Below are 20,956 nucleotides of genomic sequence, written 5' to 3'. Positions count from 1 at the left end.
TCATTTGGTCAATTGTTCCATAATTCTAGAAGAATGGAGTGTTCGCAATGGAGAAGAAGACGGTAGCGATCATCGGGGCGGGGCCGGTCGGCCTCGCAGCCGCCGCGCATGTGCTCGAACGCGACATGTCGCCCGTTGTGCTCGAAGCCGGACCCGAGGCAGCGCATGCGGTGCGGCAGTGGCAGCACGTCCAGCTCTTCTCGCCGTGGGAATTCAATGTCGACAAGGCGGCGGCGCGCCTGCTCGCGCCGACGGGCTGGAATTCGCCCGATCCTCAATCCTATCCGACCGGCGGCGAGCTGATCGAGCGCTACCTCGCGCCGCTCGCAACGCGAACGAAGCTGCGCGAGACGATCCGGACGTCGAGCCGCGTCACGGCGATCAGCCGCGTCGGCTTCGACAAGGCGAAGACCAGGGGCCGCGAGCAGGCGCCTTTCGAACTCCGCTATCAGAACGGCAAGGGCCCCGAGATGCTGCGCGCCGATGCCGTCATCGACGTGTCAGGCACGTGGTTCTCGCCCAATCCCGCCGGCAGCAACGGTCTGCCCTCGATCGGCGAACGCGAGCACGGTGATCACATCGCCTACGGCATGCCGGATGTGCGGGGCACGGATCGCGGCAGATATGCCGGCAAGACCGTGGCCGTGCTCGGCGCCGGCCATTCCGCGCTGGGCACGCTGATCGATCTCGCGCGGCTCGCCGAGGAGGTGCCCGGCACGCAGCCCGTCTGGCTGTTGCGCGGCGGCGATCCTGCAAAGGCCTTCGGCGGCGGCAGCAACGACAAGCTTGCCGCGCGCGGCGAGCTCGGATCCACCTTCGCAGCGCTCGTGGCTGACGGAAAGATCAAGGTCGAGACCGACTTCGGTGTCACCCATCTTTCGGACTTCGAAGGACGTCTCAGGATTTCGGCAGGTGCCTGCTGCGGTGCGCGCAGTGTGATTGCGGATGAGCTGGTGGTGTCGACCGGCTTCCGTCCCGATCTCTCGTTCCTGTCCGAGCTGCGGCTTCGGCTCGACCCGGCGATCGAGGCGCCCGTCGCACTTGCGCCGCTGATCGATCCCAACGAGCACAGCTGCGGAACGGTGCGGCCTCACGGCGCTCGCGAGCTCGCGCATGACGAGCCGGGCTTCTATCTCGCCGGCATGAAATCCTACGGCCGGGCGCCGACCTTCCTGATGACGACCGGATACGAGCAGGTCCGTTCGATCGTCGCCGACATCGCGGGCGACAAGGAGGCTGCGGCACGGGTCGAGCTCGTGCTGCCCGAGACCGGCGTCTGCACACGTGGCGGCGTCGAGTCCGCCGGCGCGGCGGGATGCTGCGGCGGTCCGGCCAAGGCCGAACCCTCAGCCTGCTGTGCGGCCGATGAATCCGCCATGAAGGCAGGCGGCGCGGGATGCGGTTGCTCATGACGGGAGGCGCTGCAAGCCCGTTCGCTGTCGTCGTCGCGCTCGGCAGCGCCCAGACCATTGCCTGGGCGTCGAGCTACTACCTTCCTGCGATCCTGGCTGTGCCGATTGCGCACGATCTCGGTCTCGCGCCGACCTATCTGTTCGGCGCGCTGTCGGGAGCGCTCGTCATCTCCGGCCTGCTCGGCCCGAGAGTCGGGCACGCCATCGATACGTTCGGAGGGCGCAGCCTGCTTGCCGTCTCGAACCTCGTCTTCGCGGCAGGCTTGCTCCTGCTCTCCGTGTCCCATGGCGTGGCGCTGCTGATCACGGCCTGGATCCTGCTCGGGATCGGCATGGGCATGGGTCTCTATGAAGCGGCGTTCGCGACGCTTGCGCGCATCTACGGCGCCAATGCGCGAGCAACGATCACCGGCATCACCCTGATCGCCGGTTTCGCCAGCACCCTCGGCTGGCCTCTCACGACGTGGCTCGCTTCGGAGTACGGCTGGCGCGCGGCCTGCCAGGTATGGGCGGTGATCCATATCGGCGTTGCCTTGCCGCTCAACCTTTCGCTGCCCCGTGCCGCGCCATTGGACCTGGACTCCCGGCCGGGCACGGGCGCGAGCCAACACTCCGGCCGCCAGAGCGAAAGCTTCGCGATGATGCTGCTGGCGTACATCTTTGCGGCGGCAAGCTTCGTCAGCTCCGGAGTCTCGGCCATCCTGCCGACCATGCTGGTTGCGTTCGGCGCCACGCCGGCACAGGCCTTGTTCGCAGGAGCATTGGTCGGACCTGCGCAGGTCGGGGCCCGCCTTCTGGAGGCAGGATGGCTCAGCCGGTTTCATCCGCTGCTGTCGGCAAGGCTTGCCATGCTCATGAATCCGATCGGCGTGCTTGCGCTGGTCGCGGGCGGCCCCTGGCTCGCGCCGGCCTTCACGGTGCTGTATGGCGCGGGCAACGGCATCATCACCATCGCCCGTGGTACGCTGCCACTGGCGTTGTTCGGGCCGGCGGGATTCGGCAGGCGGGTCGGCATGATCTCGCTGCCGTCGAGGGCAACAGGCGCCTTCGCGCCGCTTGCGCTGGGACTGATGGTGGAGCATTTCGGCAGCAGCGCACTCTGGATCAGCGCGCTGGCCTCGGTGTCCGCCTTCGTCGCGCTGCTGCTGCTTCGTGCGGATCGGAACGCCCAGGCGACGGGGGGAGAGCATTCATAGCTTGCGCGATGGCCCGCGTCGGAGCCTCACTCACGAATGCTTGACCCGGATCAAAGAATGCTTTCGGCGGCGGATTATGCTAGCTTACGGTTCCAAGAACTATCCAAAAGGTTAAGCACATCCTGATGCGGATCGTCCGTACCATCCTGGCATTCGCCATCGCCCTATCCCTGGCGATGCTGCCGGTTGGCGCGTCCGCTTCCAGCCTCGCCATGTCGTCGGACGACATGCATGCGGCCATGGTCATGAGCGGCGACGGGGAAATGTCGATGGACGATTGTTGTCCCGACATGAAGGGAACGGGCTCCGACACCGCCGGCTACAAGTGCGGGATGGGGTTCTGCTGTGTCGGCAGCACCGTCGCACTTGCGGATATCCGTCCCCTGGCCTTCGAATTCCTTGCCATGGCGTCGGGGAAAACCGTCATTCCCGACGATCAGGTCGTCGCCTTCCGCGGCGGCAGTCCTCCCTTCCGGCCTCCTCGAATCTGATCTCGCCAATTTGACGACGCGTGCGCACGGCTGCGCGCGTCGATGGCTGACGTGCGCGCGTCATGCGTCACGGCGGAAGATCAATTCATGAGGACAGGAAATGCTTTTCAGATTCAGCGCTGCGGCTCTTGCCGCCACCCTTTTGCTCGCCGCTCCGGCCGCCATGGCGGGCGCAGGCGACTACGTGTTCGAGCCGGTCAGTCCCGAGATGAAGAAGGGCGACGACGTCACGCTCGCCGTCCGCCTGACCAACAGGCAGACCGGCAAGCCGGTTGCGGATGCCGTCATCTTCAAGACACGCGTCGACATGACGCCCGACGGCATGGCCGAGATGGAGTCGGCCGTCGCGCCGCTGCCGTCCAGGGAGCCGGGCGTCTATGCCTTCAAGACCGACCTGCCGATGGCCGGCCGCTACCAGGTGACGCTCTCGGCGAAGGTGCAGGGCGAGCCTGAGACGGTCACCGGCAAGGTCATCGTCAAGGCGACCAAGTGAGCCTTCGGGCGCCGCCGGATGGCGCCCGAACTTCTCTTTCCCGTTCACATGGACGCGCGCCGAGGCGCGCGCGGTATCTGGCGATGAACACGCAGCGTCTTCTCACCGCACTCGCGCTCACTGGCAGCCTGGCCCTGGGCGCCGCCTGGTTCATGAACGGACGCTGGTCCGCTCATGCCGAGGTCGCCCCGGCCACGGAAGGCGGCGCCCGAACGCCGCTCTATTACCGCGATCCGGGCGGCGCGCCCCTTTGGTCGGCCGGGCCGCGGAAGGACGAGCGGGGGCGGGACTATCTGCCGGTCTACGATGACGATCAGGCAGCCCCTGCAGAGCCGAAGCCATCGCAGGCGGCCTCGTCGCGAAAAATCCTCTACTACCGGAATCCCATGGGGCTGCCCGACAGCTCGCCCGTGCCGAAGAAGGATCCGATGGGGATGAACTACATCCCCGTTTACGAAGGTGACGACGTCGACGACGGGACGGTGAAGCTATCGCCCGGCAAGATCCAGCGCACCGGCGTGAAGTCCGAGCCGGTGGCGCGGCGGTCGATCCGGGTGCTGGTGAAGGCGCCCGGCACGATCCAACTGGACGAGCGCCGCGTCTCGGTCATCGCGATGCGCGCCGAAAGCTTCGTGCAGAAGATCGCGGACGTCACCACCGGCACGCGCGTGAAGGCGGGCCAGCCGTTGATGGAGATCTATAGTTCGGCGGTCGCGTCCGCGGCGGCCGAATATCTCGCGACGATCACCTCGAAGACCGTCGGCGGCGTCGAGTCGTACGGCCGCGGCTCACGGCAACGGCTGGTCAATCTCGACGTCCCCGAGCAGGTGGTCGCCGAGATGGAGAGGACGCGCGTCGCGCCCGTCACCATTCATTGGTCGGCGCCGCGCGACGGGATCGTGCTCGAGCGCAATGCGATCGAAGGCATGCGTGCCAATCCCGGCGACGTGCTGTTCCGGATCGCCGACACCTCGCTGGTCTGGGCGCTGGTCGACGTCGCCGAGCGCGATCTCGGCAACATCGCCGCGGGGCAGTCCGTTGCGGTGCGCGCGCGCAGCTTTCCCGGCCGAACCTTCACCGGCAGGATCGCCGTGATCTATCCGCAGGTGAACCGCGAGACCCGGACGGTTCGCGTCCGGGTCGAGCTCGCCAATCCCGACGCGGTGCTGCTGCCGGACATGTATGTCGATGCCGACATCGACACCGCAGATGGCGCGCCGGTCCTGGCGGTCCAGGATAGCTCGGTGCTCGACACCGGCACGCGCCAGGCCGTTCTCGTCGACAAGGGGGACGGGCGTTTCGAGCCGCGCGAGGTGAAGCTCGGCCGGCGCGGCGGCGGCTACATCGAGGTGCGGGACGGACTTGCGGACGGCGAGGCGGTGGTCACCTCCGCCAACTTCCTGATCGATGCGGAAAGCAATCTGAAGGCCGCGCTCAAGGGCTTCGCCGAGGCGGCTCCTCAAGCTTCCGACGCGGGCCATGCGACGGGAGACCACAAATGATCGCGCGCATCATCGCCTGGTCGGCGCGCAACCTGCTGCTGGTGCTGTTCGGCACCGGCTTTGCGGCCGCCGCCGGCCTCTACGCGCTGCTGCACCTGCCGCTGGATGCGATCCCCGACCTCTCGGACACCCAGGTCATCGTCTACACCGAATATCCCGGCCAGGCGCCGCAGGTGATCGAGGACCAGGTCACCTATCCCTTGACCACGGCGATGCTGACCGTGCCGAAATCGAAGGTGGTGCGCGGCTTCTCCTTCTTCGGCGTGTCGTTCGTTTACGTCATCTTCGAGGACGGCACCGACATCTACTGGGCACGCTCGCGCGTCATGGAGTTCCTGAACGGCGCGTCGTCCAGGCTTCCCGCCGGCGTCACCCCGACCATCGGGCCCGACGCGACCGGCGTCGGCTGGGTCTACCAGTACGCCGTGATGTCGAGGGAATTGAACCTCGCGGACACGCGCACCATCCAGGACTGGAACCTGAAATTCGCGCTCGCCAAGGCCGAGGGCGTCGCCGAGGTCGCCAGCATCGGCGGCTTCGTCAAGCAATACAACGTGGTGCTCGATCCGCAGCGGATGCGCGACCGCGGTATCAGCATGCAGAAGATCCGGGAGGCGATCCGCGCCAGCAACGCAGACGTCGGCGGGCGCACGGTCGAGCTGTCGGAGTTCGAATACGTCATTCGCGGCAAGGGCTACGTCAAGAGCATCAACGATCTCGGCAACATCGTCCTGAAGACGAGCAACGGCACGCCGGTGCTGCTGCGGGACGTCGCCAATGTCGAGCTCGGGCCGGACGAGCGGCGCGGCATCGCCGAGCTGAACGGCGAAGGCGAGGTCGCAAGCGGCATCGTATTGCAGCGCTTCGGCGTCAACGCCCTCGACGTGATCGAGAACGTCAAGAAGCGCTTCAAGGAGATCGCGAGCAGCCTGCCGAAATCGGTCGAGATCGTCCCGGTCTACGACCGCTCGGACCTGATCTACGCGGCGATCGACACGCTCAAGCACACGCTGGTCGAGGAGAGCATCGTCGTCGCGCTCGTCTGCATCGTGTTCCTGCTCCATGTCCGCAGCGCGCTGGTCGCGATCCTGATGCTGCCGGTCGGCGTGCTGATGGCGTTCGGCGCCATGAAGCTGCTGGGGCTGGGATCGAACATCATGAGCCTCGGGGGCATCGCGATTGCGATCGGTGCCATGGTGGATGCCGCGATCGTCATGATCGAGAACGCCCACAAGCACCTCGAACGCGCCAAGCCCGATCAGCCGCGCGTCCAGATCCTGATCGACGCGGCGTCCGAGGTCGGCCCGGCGCTGTTCTTCAGCCTGCTGATCATCACCGTGTCGTTCATGCCGATCTTCACGCTGGAATCGCAGGAAGGACGGCTGTTCAGTCCGCTGGCGTTCACGAAGACCTTCGCAATGGCGGCCGCGGCCCTCTTGTCCGTCACCCTGGTGCCGGCGCTGATGGTGATCTTCGTCCGCGGCAGGATCGTGCCGGAGCACAGGAATGTCATCAACCGCTTCCTGATCTGGATCTACCGGCCGGTCATCAAGGGCGTGCTGCGTGCCAAGACCCTGGTGATCCTGGCCTCGCTCGTCGTGCTCGCCGTCACGATCTGGCCGGCCCGGCAGCTCGGCACCGAGTTCATGCCGACGCTGAACGAGGGCACGCTGCTCTACATGCCGACCACGCTGCCCGGCATCTCGGTCACCAAGGCAGCCGAGCTGATGCAGATGCAGGATCGCATCATCAAGTCGTTCCCGGAGGTCGCGTCGGTCTATGGCAAGGCGGGACGGGCGGCGACCGCGACCGATCCGGCGCCGACCGAGATGTTCGAGACGATCGTCAACCTGAAGCCGAAGGAGCAGTGGCGCCCCGGCGTCACCGTCGACAGCCTGGTCGCGGAGATGGACAAGGCGCTGCAGTTTCCGGGCGTCTCCAACGCCTGGACCATGCCGATCAAGGCCCGTATCGACATGCTGTCCACCGGCATCCGCACGCCTGTTGGCGTCAAGGTGATGGGCACCGACCTCGTCGAGATCGACCGGCTGGCGAAGCAGGTCGAACGGGTGATCAAGGCCGTCCCGGGCACGTCCTCGGCCTATGCCGAGCGCGGCATCGGCGGCTACTATCTCGAGATCGCCCCGGATCGCGAGGCGCTCGCCCGCTATGGCATCCTGATCCAGGACGTTCAGGACACCATCGCGGCCGCGCTCGGCGGCCAGACGGTCACGACGACGGTGGAGGGACGGCAACGGTTCACGGTGAACATGCGCTACCCGCGCGATCTGCGCGACAATCCGAAGGCCATCGCCAGCGATATCCTGGTGCCGATGCCCGCAGGCGGCGCGGTGCCGCTCGGCGAGGTTGCGAAGGTCGAGCCGGCGCGGGGGCCGACCTCGATCCGGACCGAGAACGGCCAGCTCGCGACCTATGTCTATGTCGACATCCGCGATCGCGACATCGGCAGCTACGTCGCCGATGCGCAACGCGCGGTGACGGACAGCATCCAGTTTCCGCCGGGATATTACGTGGTCTGGAGCGGCCAGTACGAATATTTGCAGCGCGCCGCCGCCCGCCTGAAGATCGTCGTTCCGGTGACACTCACGATCATCTTCCTGCTGCTGTACCTGAACTTCAGGGCCATGACCGAGACGCTCATCGTCATGCTGTCGCTGCCCTTCGCGCTGGTCGGCGGCATCTGGATGATGTGGTGGCTCGGCTTCAACCTGTCGGTCGCCGTCGCGGTCGGCTTCATTGCGCTCGCCGGTGTCGCTGCCGAGACCGGTGTCGTGATGCTGATCTACCTCGAGAACGCGCTGGCCGAGCTGAAGGCGAAGCGCAGCGCCGAGGGCAGGGCCTTCACCCGGCGGGATCTTCACGAGGCCATCATGGAGGGCGCCGTCGAGCGCGTCCGCCCCAAGATGATGACGGTGATCGCCATCATGGCGGGCCTGCTGCCGATCATGTGGAGCACCGGCACAGGCTCGGAGATCATGCAGCGCATCGCGGTGCCGATGATCGGCGGGATGACGTCGTCGACGCTGCTGACGCTGATCGTGATCCCGGCGATCTTCGGGCTGGTGAAAGGCGTCCACCTGCCTCCCGAGTCCGAGGACAAGGGGCAACCGACCGAAACCTCAAAGCCGATCAGTCCGAGATTGCGGGTGCTGCAGTCTGCCGAATGAGGTCAGTCATGTTGAACGGCTGTCAGGAATGGTGGGGCGATGGAATTGATCATCGCATTGGTCGTCATCGCGCTAATATTGGGGATGGTGCTGGCATGAGAGGCGAACGTGCGGACGTGATCTTTGCCGCACCTGAAGAGATCAGTAAGACCGTCGAGCTGCGATGCCGGGAGATGCGCGCATGGGCTTCTACAACGACGTCATTCTGCCACGGCTTTGCGACCTTGCGATGCGGAACAGGGACCTTGCGCCCTATCGGCAGCGCGCGACCCGTGCTGCTCAGGGCCGGGTTCTCGAGATCGGCGTCGGGTCCGGCCGCAACCTGCCGTTCTACGGAGCTACGGTGACGCAGCTTGTGGGTCTCGAGCCCGCTCCAAGGCTTCTCGAGATGGCGCGAGCCGCGCCACATCCGAACACTCCGGTCGATCTCGTTGAAGCGTCGGCCGAGGCGATTCCGATCGAGGACCGCAGCATCGACACGGTCCTGACGACCTGGACCATGTGCAGCATTCCGGACGTCGATCGCGCGATGACGGAGGCGCGGCGTGTGCTGAAACCGGGAGGGAAGCTGGTCTTCGTCGAGCATGGCCGCGCGCCCGAACCGCGCGTGCGCTGGTGGCAGGATCGCCTGACCCCCGCATGGATGCGCATCTCGGGCGGTTGCCATCTCAACCGGGACATCGCTGACGTCTTGACCCGGAACGGCTTTCGCATCGACGAGATGCGCACCGGCTATATGAACGGGCTGAAGCCCATGACGTTTATGTACGAGGGCCAGGCGAGCCCTCGTTGATGCCTGCGGCGCTCCGAGCTTGAGGAGACCCACGATGAAGGAAAGGAAGCCGAAGATGAGGGAACGTGGACATGTGATCACCCGTCGGTCGCTTGCAGGGCTGATGGCGGCGGCAGCGGCGGCAGTCCTGGCCAGGCCTGCCGTTGCGGCGCAGGCCGGAGAAACGACCGTCACGGTGCACAGGGATCCGAGCTGCGGCTGTTGCGCGGGCTGGGTGCAGCATCTCCGGGACGCAGGATTTGTCGTCCAGGTGGAGGAGACCGCCGATCTCGACGCGGTTCGGAATCGTCTCGGCATCCCCTCGGACCTGGCCGCGTGTCACACGGCGGAAGTCGCAGGTTATCTCATCGAGGGACATGTGCCGGCCGCGGCCGTGCGGCGCCTCCTCTCGGAGCGCCCCATTGCGAAAGGGCTCGCTGTGCCGGGCATGCCGGTCGGATCGCCCGGAATGGAAGGCGGCAAGCCGGAGCCTTACACGGTCGTGCTGTTCGGTGCCGATGGTCAAAGGCCATTCATGCGCTTTGTCGGCTCGCAGGTGATCGGTTGAGCTGGATATGGCGAGCTGCGCGGGTACGCGTCTGGCGACGCTGCGCCACCATCGATGAGCTGATGCACGAGCCGAACGTTGCCAATCCTCCGATGACCAGGGCTATCGCATATGAGAGCTTTTCTCTGCGGCCATCCTTCGAGACGCCCGCTTTAGGCGGGCTCCTCAGGATGAGGGCGGAGTGCGCGGCAGCAGCTTCAACGGGCACTGACGCCGTTGAGCCTCATCCTGAGGAGGCGCGTCAGCGCCGTCTCGAAGGACGAGGCGTGCGCGCAGGCGCCGCCACGAGTCATACCTGCCCGGATGACGCCAAAAGAGCCGGTATCACTTCCGCCGCTACGGCTGTGGAGGATAGCGGTCGAACGCCGGCAGTTCGTGCGCATGCTCCATCCAGCGAAGACGTTCGGCGACCTGGATCTGCATCGTTGCCGGCACGGCCTCGGGATCGTCATAGGTCGCGCTCTGGATGTCGATCATCCCGGGCAGGATGCTGGCATTGACATAGAACAGGCCGGTGCCGCAGTCGCCGCAGAAGTGCCGCCGGCCATGTTCCGAGGAGCGGTACACCTTCGGCTCGCCCTTGGTCACCTTGACGGCATCGTCCGCGTACATCGTCCAGCCGACGACCGGGGCCCCGGCGTGGAGCCGGCAGTCGCGGCAGTGGCACAACGCGTGCACGATCGCATCGCCCTCGACCTCATAGCGGATTGCGCCGCAGTGACAGCCGCCGGTGATGGTGCTCATGCGTTCCTCCGATTGATAATGGTTGTGCCGATCGATATCTCTCGCGACGAGCCGCTTCAACGCCGCAATCGATCTGTGGTTGCGTCCTACTGTCGCGTGACAGTTGCTGCCATGGGAGCCGCGCTGACCGCGGGAAATGCAGGGCGCGCACCACAGTTCCGCGCGCTCGAGTTTGAACGAGCCCTGACGCGCAGTGTTGCGCGGCTGCGTTTCGGTCAACGACGTGGCCAGCGAAGCGCCAGGGTCGGGCTTCGACTGAGAGTCACTTGCCGAAACGGCCTTCGAGCACGGCAATGTCTGCAAGTGACTCACAAGCGTCATTGCGGCCTGCTTGCTGCGAAGCCGGAGAGCCTCGTGATATGGCGGTGTTATCTAGGGAGGACGGCATACAACTTCGCGCACGGACGAATGGAGCCTGGCAGGCGTGCTTCCCTAATGCTCCTATTGACTCGCATCGCGAATGGGCAAATCCTTCCCGCAACGCAGTTGTCATCGACAATTTCAGCACTACTCCGGCGCCCCGGCCTTTATCGGCGCCATCTGACCAAGTTTCTTCTGAACAGAAGCGGAGGGGTCCATGCGCGCGCTCGCCCTGAGAACCGTCTCTCTTTTCGCCCTCGCTATCCTGAGCTCGATTTCCACCACGCCTGCCGCACGCGCGGAGGATGGGACCGATGAGCAGTTTGGCAAGGTTCACTTCCAGACCTCCTGCAACGAGGTGGCGCAGCGCCGTTTTGACCGTGGGATGCGCTATCAGCACTCGTTCTGGTACCGGCCCGCGAAAGAGATTTTCGAGGAGACGTTGCAGGCCGATCCGGAATGCACGATCGCCTATTGGGGCATTGCCCTGAGCCTGCTGTACAACCCGCATTTTCCCGCGCCGAAGGAAAACCTCACTGACGGCCTTGCCGCGCTGCAGAAGGCCAAGGCAATCGGCGCCGGGACCGACCGCGAACGCGACTATATCGACGCGCTGCTCGCCTTCTATTCGGGCGATGAAAGGACGACGTTCGGTCAGCGCGCGCAAGCCTATCTCAAGGCAACCGAAGCCGTCGCCGCGCGTTATCCCGATGATGACGAGGCGCAGATCGCCTACGCCATCACGCTGAATGTTACGGCGTCACCAAACGACAAGACCTATGCCAACCAGCTCAAGGGCGCTGCCATCCTGGAGCCGATCTTCAAGCGGCAGCCGCGGCACCCCGGCGTCGCGCATTATCTGATCCACCTTTACGACTATCCGGCGATCGCAGAGCAAGGTCTCGACGCCGCCAAGCGCTATTCCGAGATCGCGCCGGCGGCGCCGCATGCTTTGCATATGCCCTCGCACATCTTCACGCGAGTCGGCTACTGGAACGAATCCATCGACGCCAACATCCGTTCCGCCAAGGCTGCCAAGGAGGGCAAGGACCCCAGTGAGCAGCTGCATGCCGAGGACTATATGGTCTACGCCCTGCTCCAGCTTGCGCAGGATAGCCGAGCCCGCGACGTCATCGCGGACATGGTTGCGACCACGGGCTATGCGCCGGCCGTCCGCGCCGGTCCTTACGCGATAGCTGCCAGTCAGGCGCGCTATATGGTCGAGCGTGGCGATTGGCAGGGCGCTGCCGCGCTGAAGGTTGAGCCGAGCCGGTTTGCCTATGTCGATGCGATCACCTATTTCGCCCGCGCCCTTGGCGCCGCACGCTCCGGCAACGCAGACGCAGCGACGCCTGATATCGCCAAGCTGGCGGAACTGCGGGACAAGCTGCAGCGGGACAAGGATGCCTATTGGGCCGAGATCGTCGACATTCAGCGGCAGGTCGCCACGGCCTGGCAGCTCAATGCCCAGGGAAGACAGGCGGACGCGTTGGAAGCGATGCGCCTTGCCGCCGATGCCGAAGACAAAACCGAAAAATCCATCGTGACGCCGGGACCGCTTGCGCCGGCGCGCGAGCTCTACGGGACCATGCTGCTTGAACGCGGCATGACGACGGAGGCATTGGCCGCGTTCGAAAGCACCATGCGCAAGGAGCCGAACCGCTTTGGCGCGATGATCGGCGCCGCTCACGCCGCCGAGAAAGCGGGCGACGCCGTGAAGGCACGCCAATACTACGCGAAAGTCGTCGACATGGCGCGAGATGGCGACTCCTCGCGGGAGGACCTCGCGGCCGCACGAAAGTTCATGGCTCAGAACTAGCAAAAGTGCGGCGGCAGCCTTCATGCGCCCGACAGGCAAATTCGTCGCGATCAGCGCAGCCACCGCACTGCTCTGTGCAGCCGCTGCGGTCTGGATATTCCGATCCAGCGAACCGGGACGCGCAACAACGGCATCCGGCGAGGTCCGCCCGGTGTGGACGGAAACCGACTGGCCCTTCGGCGCAGATCCCTGGGGGAAGGGAAAGGCGTTCCGCTGCAAGGCCGACGATTGCGGCGGCGAGGTCCAGCTCTACGTTCGCGCCAAGCTCGGCTTTTGCAATTGCACCGCCGGCATCGCCGACGATGGCGACCTCGATCAAATGGGCGACCTGGCGCTGATTGGCAAGGCGACGCCGATCGGTGCCGGCCGAGAGATCATCGTCGGTCCGATGCGCGGCCGCAGCCGGGCCTATCGCGTCGAGGGAAGTCGCAACGCCGCGCTCTCACTCGCCTTCAATCAGCGCTGCGACATGGTGGCCGCGACGGCTTTGGTCGGACCGGGCGCGCCCGCGTCAATGGAGCCGGCGGTGCTGGCGTTCCTCAATGGCGACCGCATGTTGAGATGGGCCGAGATCGCGCTTGGGTTATGACTGGAAGCAATTCGGCTACCGTCGTTTGCATAGGACCTCCTGCTTTTCGTTCAAAGGAACGCGTCCCCTGCCGTTAGCACTCGTGGTCAAAGGCGCATGTGCTTCGATGCCCGCTTCGGGATCAAACCGAGAGGAACTCAGCCTGACTGGATCCACTACGCAACACCCTCAGGAGCGGACTCCAATGAGTCCTGCCGTCACTTCGCCTTCGGGCTCACGGGCGGACTTTGTGATCGGGGCCTAAGTTGATCGGTTCGTAACGCGAGATCGGCTCACTGCCTCACTCGCGGCCGGGTCGCTGGCCATGAAGGGACTCACGCACTTCCGCAGTTGTCCTCGCTATTCGATCACCTCGTCGGCGCGGACGAGTAGTGAGGGTGACACGGTGAGGCCCAGCGCTTTGGCAGTCTTCATGTTGATGATCAGCTCGAATTTGGTCGGCCTCTCTACCGGCAACTCGGAAGGCTTGGCGCCTTTGAGAATCTTGTCCACGTAGTGCGCCGCACGGCGGAACAGATCTCGGGCGTCGGCTCCGTACACCGACAATCCGCCATCGGCATAATGCCGGAACAAATAGTTTGCCGGCAGGCGATATTTCGCCGCGAGCGCGATGATCCGCGGAGCCTGAACATAGGTGAGCGTATCGCCAAAATCGATGATCGCATCGGCGTGCTGGGCGGCAGCGGATGCAAACGCGACGTCGAGCTCCTCGGCCGTGGCCGCCTCCACCGGCAGCAAGGCGACGCCGAGCTCCCGGCCTATGCGGGGTACGTCTTCTGCTAGATATAGCCTTTGCATTGGGTTGGCCGGATTGACCAAGAGCGCGATCTTCGAGGCCCCGGGAACGAGTTCCCGAAGGATTTCGAGACGTTTCGCGAGGAAGTCATCCGGTACCATGGTCGTAAGGCCCGTCACGTTGCCTTCGGGACGCGACAGGCTTTGCACGAGGCCAAGCTTCACGGGATCGGCCACACTCACGAATACGATAGGAATGGTGGTGGTTGCCGACTTCAGCGCTACGGCCGCCTGCGGACCGGGAGCGACAAACAGCTCGGGACTGAGGGCAATCAGATCGGCGACAGACGCCGCCAGTCGATCCGAGGGATGAGAAAAGCGATACTCGATGACGAGATTTTTTCCTTCGATCCAGCCGAGGCTTCGCAGCGTGTCAAGAAGCACGAGCTCGGCTTGATTGAGGGCTTTCCCACCTCCATCACCTACAGCGAGAAAGCCGAGCCGACGGCGTTTTCCCTGCGCGCGCGAATAGCATGGCGAAAAGAGCAGCGCCGCGGTGCCCGCTATGAACTCCCGCCGTTTCATTCGACCCTCATCGCAACGTGAGGACGAGGGGCGGCAGCATATCACGTCTCGATAGTCGCCGCACTCGGTGGCTGCAAATGCTGCGTCGCAAATGTGACGCGTGGCTCGGGACGGCTATGGGGCGGGACTTGCGGACATCATGGGAGCGAGCGCTGAGGTCAGCTGTGGGGCAAGGCGATCCTCACTTTAGGCGAGGACATCGCAATCGCAATCTTTGCTCCGACACGACAACACCCGCGACGGATGGCTCCGCGCGGGTGTGACGAACTCTCGATGATGCCAGTATGCCGGTGTTTTGCCCGACGTGTCAAAGGTGCGTGCACGTCCGTCCGGCCGCTTCGTCATCGTCGACGGAAGAACGTAATGATTTCAATGCCCCCGCTACTGTGCATGGGGTTGTTTTCGCGCTCTTATGTTCTGCAGCGCTAAAGCGGCCGCGCTCAGCGCCGGCCGCGCGGCGTCTCGGCCTTGGCCGGGGGCTCGGTCTGCGGCGCGCAGGTCGCGGCCTGGAGCGAGGCTTGCGCCTGCGGCATCAGGCCGGGCTCGGGGGCGAGCGCCTTCATCAGGATCAGGCCGGTGGTAGCAGGGGAATCGATGATCAGCCGGTCGGCCGCGGTGACCTCTTCGTCCTCGGGCAGCTCGCTGTGCTGCGCTTCGGTCATCAGGTCGAGCTCGATCACCTTGCGGCCCGCGGAGCGGTCGTTGATGGCGTAGTAGGCGATCTCGTTCCGGGTGTAGAACGAAACAGAGGTGTAGGCCTGGCTCACCGGCACCGTCAGCTTGATCGGTCCGCCCGACAGATCGTACCGGCAGATCGCCAGCGCGAAGGCCGGATCCATGAACGGCATCGGCGAAGTGTTGGGGTCGGCGAGCGGAAGCTGGGTGACGGCGTTCACCTTCGTCATCGGCGTCAGCCGCGAATAGGCATCCTGCGTCGCGATCCGCGGCAGCGCCAGCACGCTGACGAGATGGACCACGAGGCCCAGCACCACGCCGGCAACGATTGTGAACGCGAGCCGGATCATGAGCAGCCCGCCGTCGTGATGCTGGGCATCGGCGCATCGCGCTGGGTGCGCGTTGCGACCCCGACCGGGGTGTCGTAGAGGCGCAGCATCAAGGCGTAGCGCTCGATGCCGCCGGTCGGCAGCCAGTTGCCGGCACGGGAGCGCGAGGCGATGCGGATCTCGAACGAGCCGTCGGATTGCCGCACGATCTCCTGGCTGGTGAAGCCGTAGCGCTGCAGCGAATTGGCGACGAGGTGGCCCTTGCGGTCGTACAGCGTCAGCGTCCAGAACCGCGCCGGCGGCGTCACGCCGGAGACGATGACATCGCAGCGGCCGTCGAGCGCCTTCTTCTTGTCGTCGGTGGTGGCGGTGAAGGCGACGCCGTCGCCGGTGCCGATCGGCAGCTCGCCGTTGCGCACGATGGTGGCGCGCGAATAGGGGTCGGCGTCGGCGGTGCCGGTGCGCGGCCGCGCGGTCCAGGCGCCGATGGTCAGCGTGCCGATCTCGGTGCCGCGCGTCGTCGTCATCCAGGTCGCGCCGACGCCGACCACCGTTGCGAGAAGAAGCGCCGTCAATGTGATCAGGATCAGCCGCACGGGTTTCGATCAGTTCTTGCGCGGGGCAGAGGCGTTGACGTTCTCTTCCGCATAGTTCTGCGGGAAGGCGAGTGCGCTCGTCGCCGAGGACGGCTTGGCCAGCTTGCTGTCGTCGGCCGCGGATTTGTTCGCGGTCCTGGCCGCATCATCGAGCAGCTTCTCGACGCGCACCAGGACGTCGGCACCGCGCTTGGTCAGCACCGGCGGCGGACCCGGCTTGGTCTCCAGCACCTTCGGCCCCGCATTGGCCTGCGCGTTGCTGACATGCTGCGGCGGCAGCTTCTGGCCCATGCCGATGCCGGGGATCTCCCGGACCTCGACGCCCTGATGGGCCGCGAGCATGATGTCGTGCCAGGTCTGCGCCGGCAGCGAGCCGCCGGTCATACGGTTGGTCGGCGAGTAGTCGTCGTTGCCGTACCAGACCGCGCAGGTGAAGTTGCCGGTGTAGCCGACGAACCAGGCGTCGCGATACGCATTGGTCGTGCCGGTCTTGCCCGCGGTCGGAATGCCGTCGAGCGCGGCGCGGCGTGCGGTGCCTTCGCTGACGACGTGGCTCATCATGCCGGCCATGTCGGCGGCAACGGACGCGGGGATCGCCTGCCGCGGCTTCGGGCCGTCGCGGTCCCAGCGCCAGACGAGGTCGCCGGCGCCGGTGCGCACTTCGAGCACCGCATGCGGCGTCACCGCCTTGCCGCGGTTGGGGAAGGTCGCGTAGGCGACGGCATGCTCGAGCACGGTGACTTCGTCCGAGCCGATCGGCAGCGACGGCGTGTCGGGCAGCGGCGCCTTGAGGCCGAAGCGGCGCGCGACCTCGACGATCTTGGCGCGGCCGACCTTGGCCGGGTTCTGCGCCTTCGGCTCGTTCTTCCGGCCGATCTCGATCGACAGCTTCACCGGCACGACGTTGATCGAGCGCGTGATCGCCTGGGTCAGCGTCACCGAGCCGGAATAGGAATGGCCATAGTTCTGCGGGCACCAATTGCCGATGCAGACCGGGCCGTCGACCACGATCGAGTTCGGCGTGTAACCGTTCAGCAGCGCCGTGGTGTAGACGTAGGGCTTGAACGAGGAGCCGGGCTGCCGATAGGCGTCGGTGGCGCGGTTGAACTGGCTGGCGCCGTAGTCGCGGCCGCCGACCATGGCGCGGATGCCGCCGTCGAGATCGGCGACGACGGTCGCAGCCTGCGTCGCGTGATAGTCGCGGCCGAACTGGCGCAGCTGGTTCTCGACCGCGTCCTCGGCCGCCTTCTGCACGTTGGTGTCGATCGCGAGCCGCACCACGAAGACGCGCTCGGTATAGGACTTCGGGAAGGTGTCGACCAGCTTGCGCATCTCGTCGAAAGCGTAGTCGAGATAATAGTTCGGCGAAGCCTCGTCGCGGCGGTCGACGGCGAAGGCCGGATTGCGGCGGGCGCCGAACACCTGGCCCTCGGTCATGAAGCCGGCATCGACGAGGTTGTCGAGCACGACGTTGGCGCGGGCGCGGGCGGCGGGCAGGTTGATGTGGGGGGCGTACTTCGTCGGCGCCTTGAACAGGCCGGCGAGCATCGCCGCTTCCGCCAGCGTCACGTCGCGCGCCGACTTGTTGAAGTAGAAATGCGCCGCGCCGTCGACGCCGAACGTGCCGCCGCCCATATAGGCGCGGTCGAGATACAGCTTGAGGATCTCGTTCTTGGTCAGGCGCCATTCCAGCCAGATCGCGAGGAAGGCCTCGTTGACCTTGCGCTCGATGGTGCGCTCGTTGCTGAGGAACAGGTTCTTGGCGAGCTGCTGGGTGATCGAGGAGCCGCCCTGGCGGACGCCGCCGGCCTGGGCGTTGGTGACGAGCGCGCGCGCGGTGCCGGCGATGTCGATGCCGAAATGCTCGTAGAAGCGGCGATCCTCGGTCGCCAGCGTCGCCTTGATCAGGACATCCGGAAAATCTTCCAGCGGGATCGAATCGTTGTGCTTGATGCCGCGGCTGCCGATCGGATTGCCGTAGCGGTCGAGGAAGCTCACCGCGAGATCGGACTTCTTCAGCCAGTCCTCGTCCGCGGTTTCGCGGAAAGCGGGGATGGCGAGGGTGAGCATCACGACCAGGCCGCCGAGCCCGAGCGTCGCGGCCTCCGACAGCGGCTCGATGAACACCCAGCGCTTCCAGCGCCCGACATAGAACCTGTCCATGAAGGTCGAGTAGCGCTCGTAGAGCTCGCGGATGCCCTTGGCCGAGGAGAACAGCGAGGAGTCGATACGCGCATCGAGGTCGAGGAAGAAATTCCGGACCCTCTGCTTCCAATGCGGTGGTATGATCTGTCGCACCTAGAACCCTTGAGCCCTGCTTCGAAGCGATCAAGCACCCGGCCGGGGCGGCATCGAGACGTCTTGGGCGAATGTTGCGGCAAACCCAAGGCGCCCGGCCAGCATCCGAGGGACTTGCTGTTCCTTCTAGCCGAGCGGGGCCCATAAACCAATGGTCACGCTCGCGATTTTGAACAACAGGCCTAATTGACCCCGGGTCATTACGGGCTTCAGAGAGGCCTCGCTTGCACCCTTGCGTCCGTGCCCCCTAGATGGCGTCGCCGTAGCTCTTTCGAATTTTTGTTGAGGCGCATGACCGCAGCTCCCAAACGACCCTCAGGCCAGGAAGAATTCTTCTGGAAAACCAAGACGTTGGAAGAGATGTCGGGGTCCGAATGGGAAAGCCTGTGCGACGGCTGCGGCCGCTGCTGCCTGAACAAGCTCGAAGACGAGGACACCGGCCGGATCTACTTCACCCATGTCGGCTGCAAGCTGCTCGACGGGGCGAGCTGCGCCTGCAAGGACTATCCGAATCGTTCCGACAAGGTTCCGGATTGCGTCCGCCTGACCCCGGCCAATGTCCGCACCCTGAACTGGCTGCCGCCGAGCTGCGGCTACAAGCTCGTCGCCGAGGGGCGCGACCTCTATTGGTGGCATCCGCTGGTTTCGGGCGATCCCAACACCGTCCACGAAGCCGGCGTCTCCGTGCGCGGCCGCGTCGAGGGAAGCGAGGAGGAGATTCCGGACGAGGAGCTCGAGAACCACATCGTGCAATGGCCGGCCGTGCTGCCGAAACGGGCCCGTCTGAAGCGACGCCCAAGGACTGACAAGGGACTGACAAGGGACTGATCCGTCGCCCCTTGCGATCACGTGTTCGGGATGACCTCGGGGCGGGATGCACCCATGCGCCGTGGTGCCTGCCTGGGAAGAACTTTGCTGTCTACATTGGATTGCATAGAACGAATCCTTCGCGGCGTTGCGCCGCCACATGACGTCCGACGAGATGAACAAAATCGAACGGCAGAGTGCTGCCGACGTCCAGACATTGCCTGACGACATTGCCGACGAGCTGTCCCGCCTTCCCAGCGAGGTGTTGAGCGTCGATGACGCGCCGTCCATCGCGCCGCCGGTGCCGCTGACCTCCGACGAGGTCCGTACCATCGTCATCAGCCTGATGCTGACGATGTTCCTGGCAGCGCTCGACCAGACCATCGTGGCGACCGCGCTGCCGACCATCGGGCGGCAGTTCCAGGACGTCTCCAATCTCTCCTGGGTGATCACAGCCTATCTGCTCGCCTCGACCGCGGTCGCGCCGGTGTTCGGCACGCTCAGCGACATCTACGGTCGTCGCGTCATGATCATCATCTCGCTCAGCCTGTTCGTCGCTGGCTCGGTGCTGTGCGCGATCGCCCCGAACATGCCGATGCTGATCCTGGCGCGCGGCCTCCAGGGCCTCGGCGGCGGCGGCATCATGCCGGTGGTGCAGACCGTGATCTCCGACGTGGTGAGCCCGCGCGAGCGCGGACAATACCAGGCCTATTTCTCCAGCGTCTGGATGGTCGGCGGCATTCTTGGCCCGGTCATCGGCGGCGTGTTCGCCGAGCATCTGCACTGGTCGATGATCTTCTGGATCAACCTGCCGCTCTCGGCCGCCGCGATCGCGCTTCTGCTGCCGAAGATGAAGAAAATCCCGGTGTTCCATCGCAAGCGCAAGGTCGACTGGCTCGGCGGCGTGTTGCTGATGGCCTCTGCCGTGGTCTTCATGCTGGTGCTGACCTGGGGCGGCACGCGCTATCCCTGGCTGTCGCCGACCGTACTCGCGATGGTCGGTGGCGCGGTCGCGCTCGTCGTCAGCTTCGTCTGGCACGCGCGGCGGGCGGACGAGCCGTTCCTGCCGCTGCCGCTGCTCGGCGGAAGTGTCGTCCCCTTCGGGCTGATGGCGGGCGGCTGTGCGCTCGGCGCGATCACGGGCCTCACGGTCCAGCTGCCGCTCTATTACGAATCCGTCTATCACCTCAGCGCCAGCGAGGCGGGCCTTGCGCTGATTCCGCTGGCGGCCGTCTCGACCCTCGGCGCGGCCATAGCCGGGCGCACGATGGCTCGGGCCAAGCACTACAAGCGCGTCGCCATCATCGGCACATCCTGGGCCGCGCTGTGCGGCCTCGGTCTCACGCTGACGACGCTGCCGCTCTGGGGCCTTTTGACGCTGATGGCCGCGTTTGCGCTCGGCCTCGGCACCACCTTTCCGGTTTGCGTGGTCTCGGTGCAGAATTCGGTCGCCCGGCCGCAGGTCGGCACCATCACCGGCGCATTGAACTTCTTCCGCTCGCTGATGTCCTCGTTCACGGTCGCGGCCTTCGCAGCCATCCTGCTGATCGCGCTCGGCACCGACATCCCGCTCGCCGGCGAGCATCATGCCGCAGGCGTCGTCAATGCCATTCCCACCGAGGACATGCGGCATGCGTTCCGTTACGTCTTCGGCGCCGCCACCGCGCTGATGACGGGTGCTGCGCTGTGCCTGATCGCGATGGAGGAGCGGCCGCTGGCCGGCCCCACCGTGACCAAGCACGTCGAGATGGCGGAGTGAAGCGGCGCCGCCGGCTGAGCATGATCCTTCGGAGGACC

The 20,956-nt window shown here is 65.4% G+C and carries 17 protein-coding genes; 12 read left to right on the top strand and 5 right to left on the bottom strand.

Annotation, left to right across the window (positions count from 1 at the left end; genetic code table 11):
• Positions 1 to 47 precede the first annotated feature (47 nt).
• From XH96_RS27055 to XH96_RS27020, 8 genes are all read left to right on the top strand, one after another.
• Positions 48 to 1,412, top strand: coding sequence for an NAD(P)-binding domain-containing protein (locus XH96_RS27055; protein WP_194388450.1), 1,365 nt, complete (start codon positions 48 to 50; stop codon positions 1,410 to 1,412).
• Positions 1,397 to 2,608, top strand: coding sequence for an MFS transporter (locus XH96_RS27050; protein WP_194388449.1), 1,212 nt, complete (start codon positions 1,397 to 1,399; stop codon positions 2,606 to 2,608). Before XH96_RS27055 ends, XH96_RS27050 begins: the two co-directional genes overlap by 16 nt.
• Positions 2,609 to 2,733: 125 nt before the next feature.
• On the top strand, positions 2,734 to 3,099 hold the full coding sequence (locus XH96_RS27045) for a hypothetical protein (protein ID WP_194388448.1): 366 nt from the start codon (positions 2,734 to 2,736) through the stop codon (positions 3,097 to 3,099).
• Between the two features lie 100 nt (positions 3,100 to 3,199).
• Complete coding sequence (locus XH96_RS27040) at positions 3,200 to 3,592, top strand: FixH family protein (protein WP_194388447.1); 393 nt, start codon at positions 3,200 to 3,202, stop codon at positions 3,590 to 3,592.
• Between the two features lie 83 nt (positions 3,593 to 3,675).
• Complete coding sequence (locus XH96_RS27035) at positions 3,676 to 5,094, top strand: efflux RND transporter periplasmic adaptor subunit (protein WP_194388446.1); 1,419 nt, start codon at positions 3,676 to 3,678, stop codon at positions 5,092 to 5,094.
• Entirely contained in the window at positions 5,091 to 8,282 is a 3,192-nt protein-coding gene (locus XH96_RS27030; RefSeq protein ID WP_194388445.1) for an efflux RND transporter permease subunit, read from the top strand. The genes XH96_RS27035 and XH96_RS27030 overlap by 4 nt, the downstream gene beginning before the upstream one ends.
• Positions 8,283 to 8,463: 181 nt before the next feature.
• Positions 8,464 to 9,075, top strand: a complete 612-nt coding sequence (locus XH96_RS27025) for a class I SAM-dependent methyltransferase (protein WP_194388444.1) — start codon at positions 8,464 to 8,466, stop codon at positions 9,073 to 9,075.
• A gap of 34 nt (positions 9,076 to 9,109) precedes the next feature.
• Entirely contained in the window at positions 9,110 to 9,622 is a 513-nt protein-coding gene (locus tag XH96_RS27020; protein ID WP_246789759.1) for a DUF411 domain-containing protein, read from the top strand.
• A 336-nt stretch (positions 9,623 to 9,958) separates the two neighbouring features.
• Here XH96_RS27020 and XH96_RS27015 read toward each other — a convergent pair whose 3' ends face one another.
• Positions 9,959 to 10,366: a GFA family protein gene (locus XH96_RS27015; RefSeq protein WP_194388443.1), complete on the bottom strand. Its 408-nt coding sequence runs from the start codon at positions 10,364 to 10,366 to the stop codon at positions 9,959 to 9,961.
• Between the two features lie 577 nt (positions 10,367 to 10,943).
• Here XH96_RS27015 and XH96_RS27010 point away from each other — a divergent pair.
• Positions 10,944 to 12,545 (top strand): hypothetical protein, encoded by a 1,602-nt coding sequence (locus XH96_RS27010; RefSeq protein ID WP_194388442.1) that lies wholly within the window; start codon positions 10,944 to 10,946, stop codon positions 12,543 to 12,545.
• A 22-nt stretch (positions 12,546 to 12,567) separates the two neighbouring features.
• Entirely contained in the window at positions 12,568 to 13,134 is a 567-nt protein-coding gene (locus tag XH96_RS27005; protein ID WP_194388441.1) for a hypothetical protein, read from the top strand.
• A 339-nt stretch (positions 13,135 to 13,473) separates the two neighbouring features.
• Here XH96_RS27005 and XH96_RS27000 read toward each other — a convergent pair whose 3' ends face one another.
• From XH96_RS27000 to XH96_RS26985, 4 genes are all read right to left on the bottom strand, one after another.
• A complete protein-coding gene (locus XH96_RS27000; protein ID WP_194388440.1) occupies positions 13,474 to 14,454 on the bottom strand; it encodes an ABC transporter substrate-binding protein in 981 nt (326 codons plus the stop codon).
• Between the two features lie 440 nt (positions 14,455 to 14,894).
• On the bottom strand, positions 14,895 to 15,479 hold the full coding sequence (locus XH96_RS26995; protein WP_194388439.1) for a DUF1254 domain-containing protein: 585 nt from the start codon (positions 15,477 to 15,479) through the stop codon (positions 14,895 to 14,897).
• Positions 15,476 to 16,054: a DUF1214 domain-containing protein gene (locus tag XH96_RS26990; RefSeq protein ID WP_194388438.1), complete on the bottom strand. Its 579-nt coding sequence runs from the start codon at positions 16,052 to 16,054 to the stop codon at positions 15,476 to 15,478. The genes XH96_RS26995 and XH96_RS26990 overlap by 4 nt, the downstream gene beginning before the upstream one ends.
• A 9-nt stretch (positions 16,055 to 16,063) precedes the next feature.
• Positions 16,064 to 18,352, bottom strand: coding sequence for a transglycosylase domain-containing protein (locus XH96_RS26985; RefSeq protein ID WP_194388437.1), 2,289 nt, complete (start codon positions 18,350 to 18,352; stop codon positions 16,064 to 16,066).
• A gap of 291 nt (positions 18,353 to 18,643) precedes the next feature.
• On the opposite strand from XH96_RS26985, the gene XH96_RS26980 reads away from it, so the two are divergent.
• Positions 18,644 to 19,180, top strand: a complete 537-nt coding sequence (locus tag XH96_RS26980; RefSeq protein WP_194388436.1) for a YcgN family cysteine cluster protein — start codon at positions 18,644 to 18,646, stop codon at positions 19,178 to 19,180.
• A 154-nt stretch (positions 19,181 to 19,334) separates the two neighbouring features.
• Positions 19,335 to 20,918: an MDR family MFS transporter gene (locus tag XH96_RS26975; RefSeq protein ID WP_194388435.1), complete on the top strand. Its 1,584-nt coding sequence runs from the start codon at positions 19,335 to 19,337 to the stop codon at positions 20,916 to 20,918.
• Positions 20,919 to 20,956 lie beyond the last annotated feature (38 nt).

The sequence above is a fragment of the Bradyrhizobium sp. CCBAU 51765 genome, from assembly GCF_015291725.1.
Taxonomy (GTDB): domain Bacteria; phylum Pseudomonadota; class Alphaproteobacteria; order Rhizobiales; family Xanthobacteraceae; genus Bradyrhizobium; species Bradyrhizobium liaoningense.
Note: the sequence above shows the minus strand (reverse complement) of the source record. Positions and strands in the feature narration are given on the sequence as shown.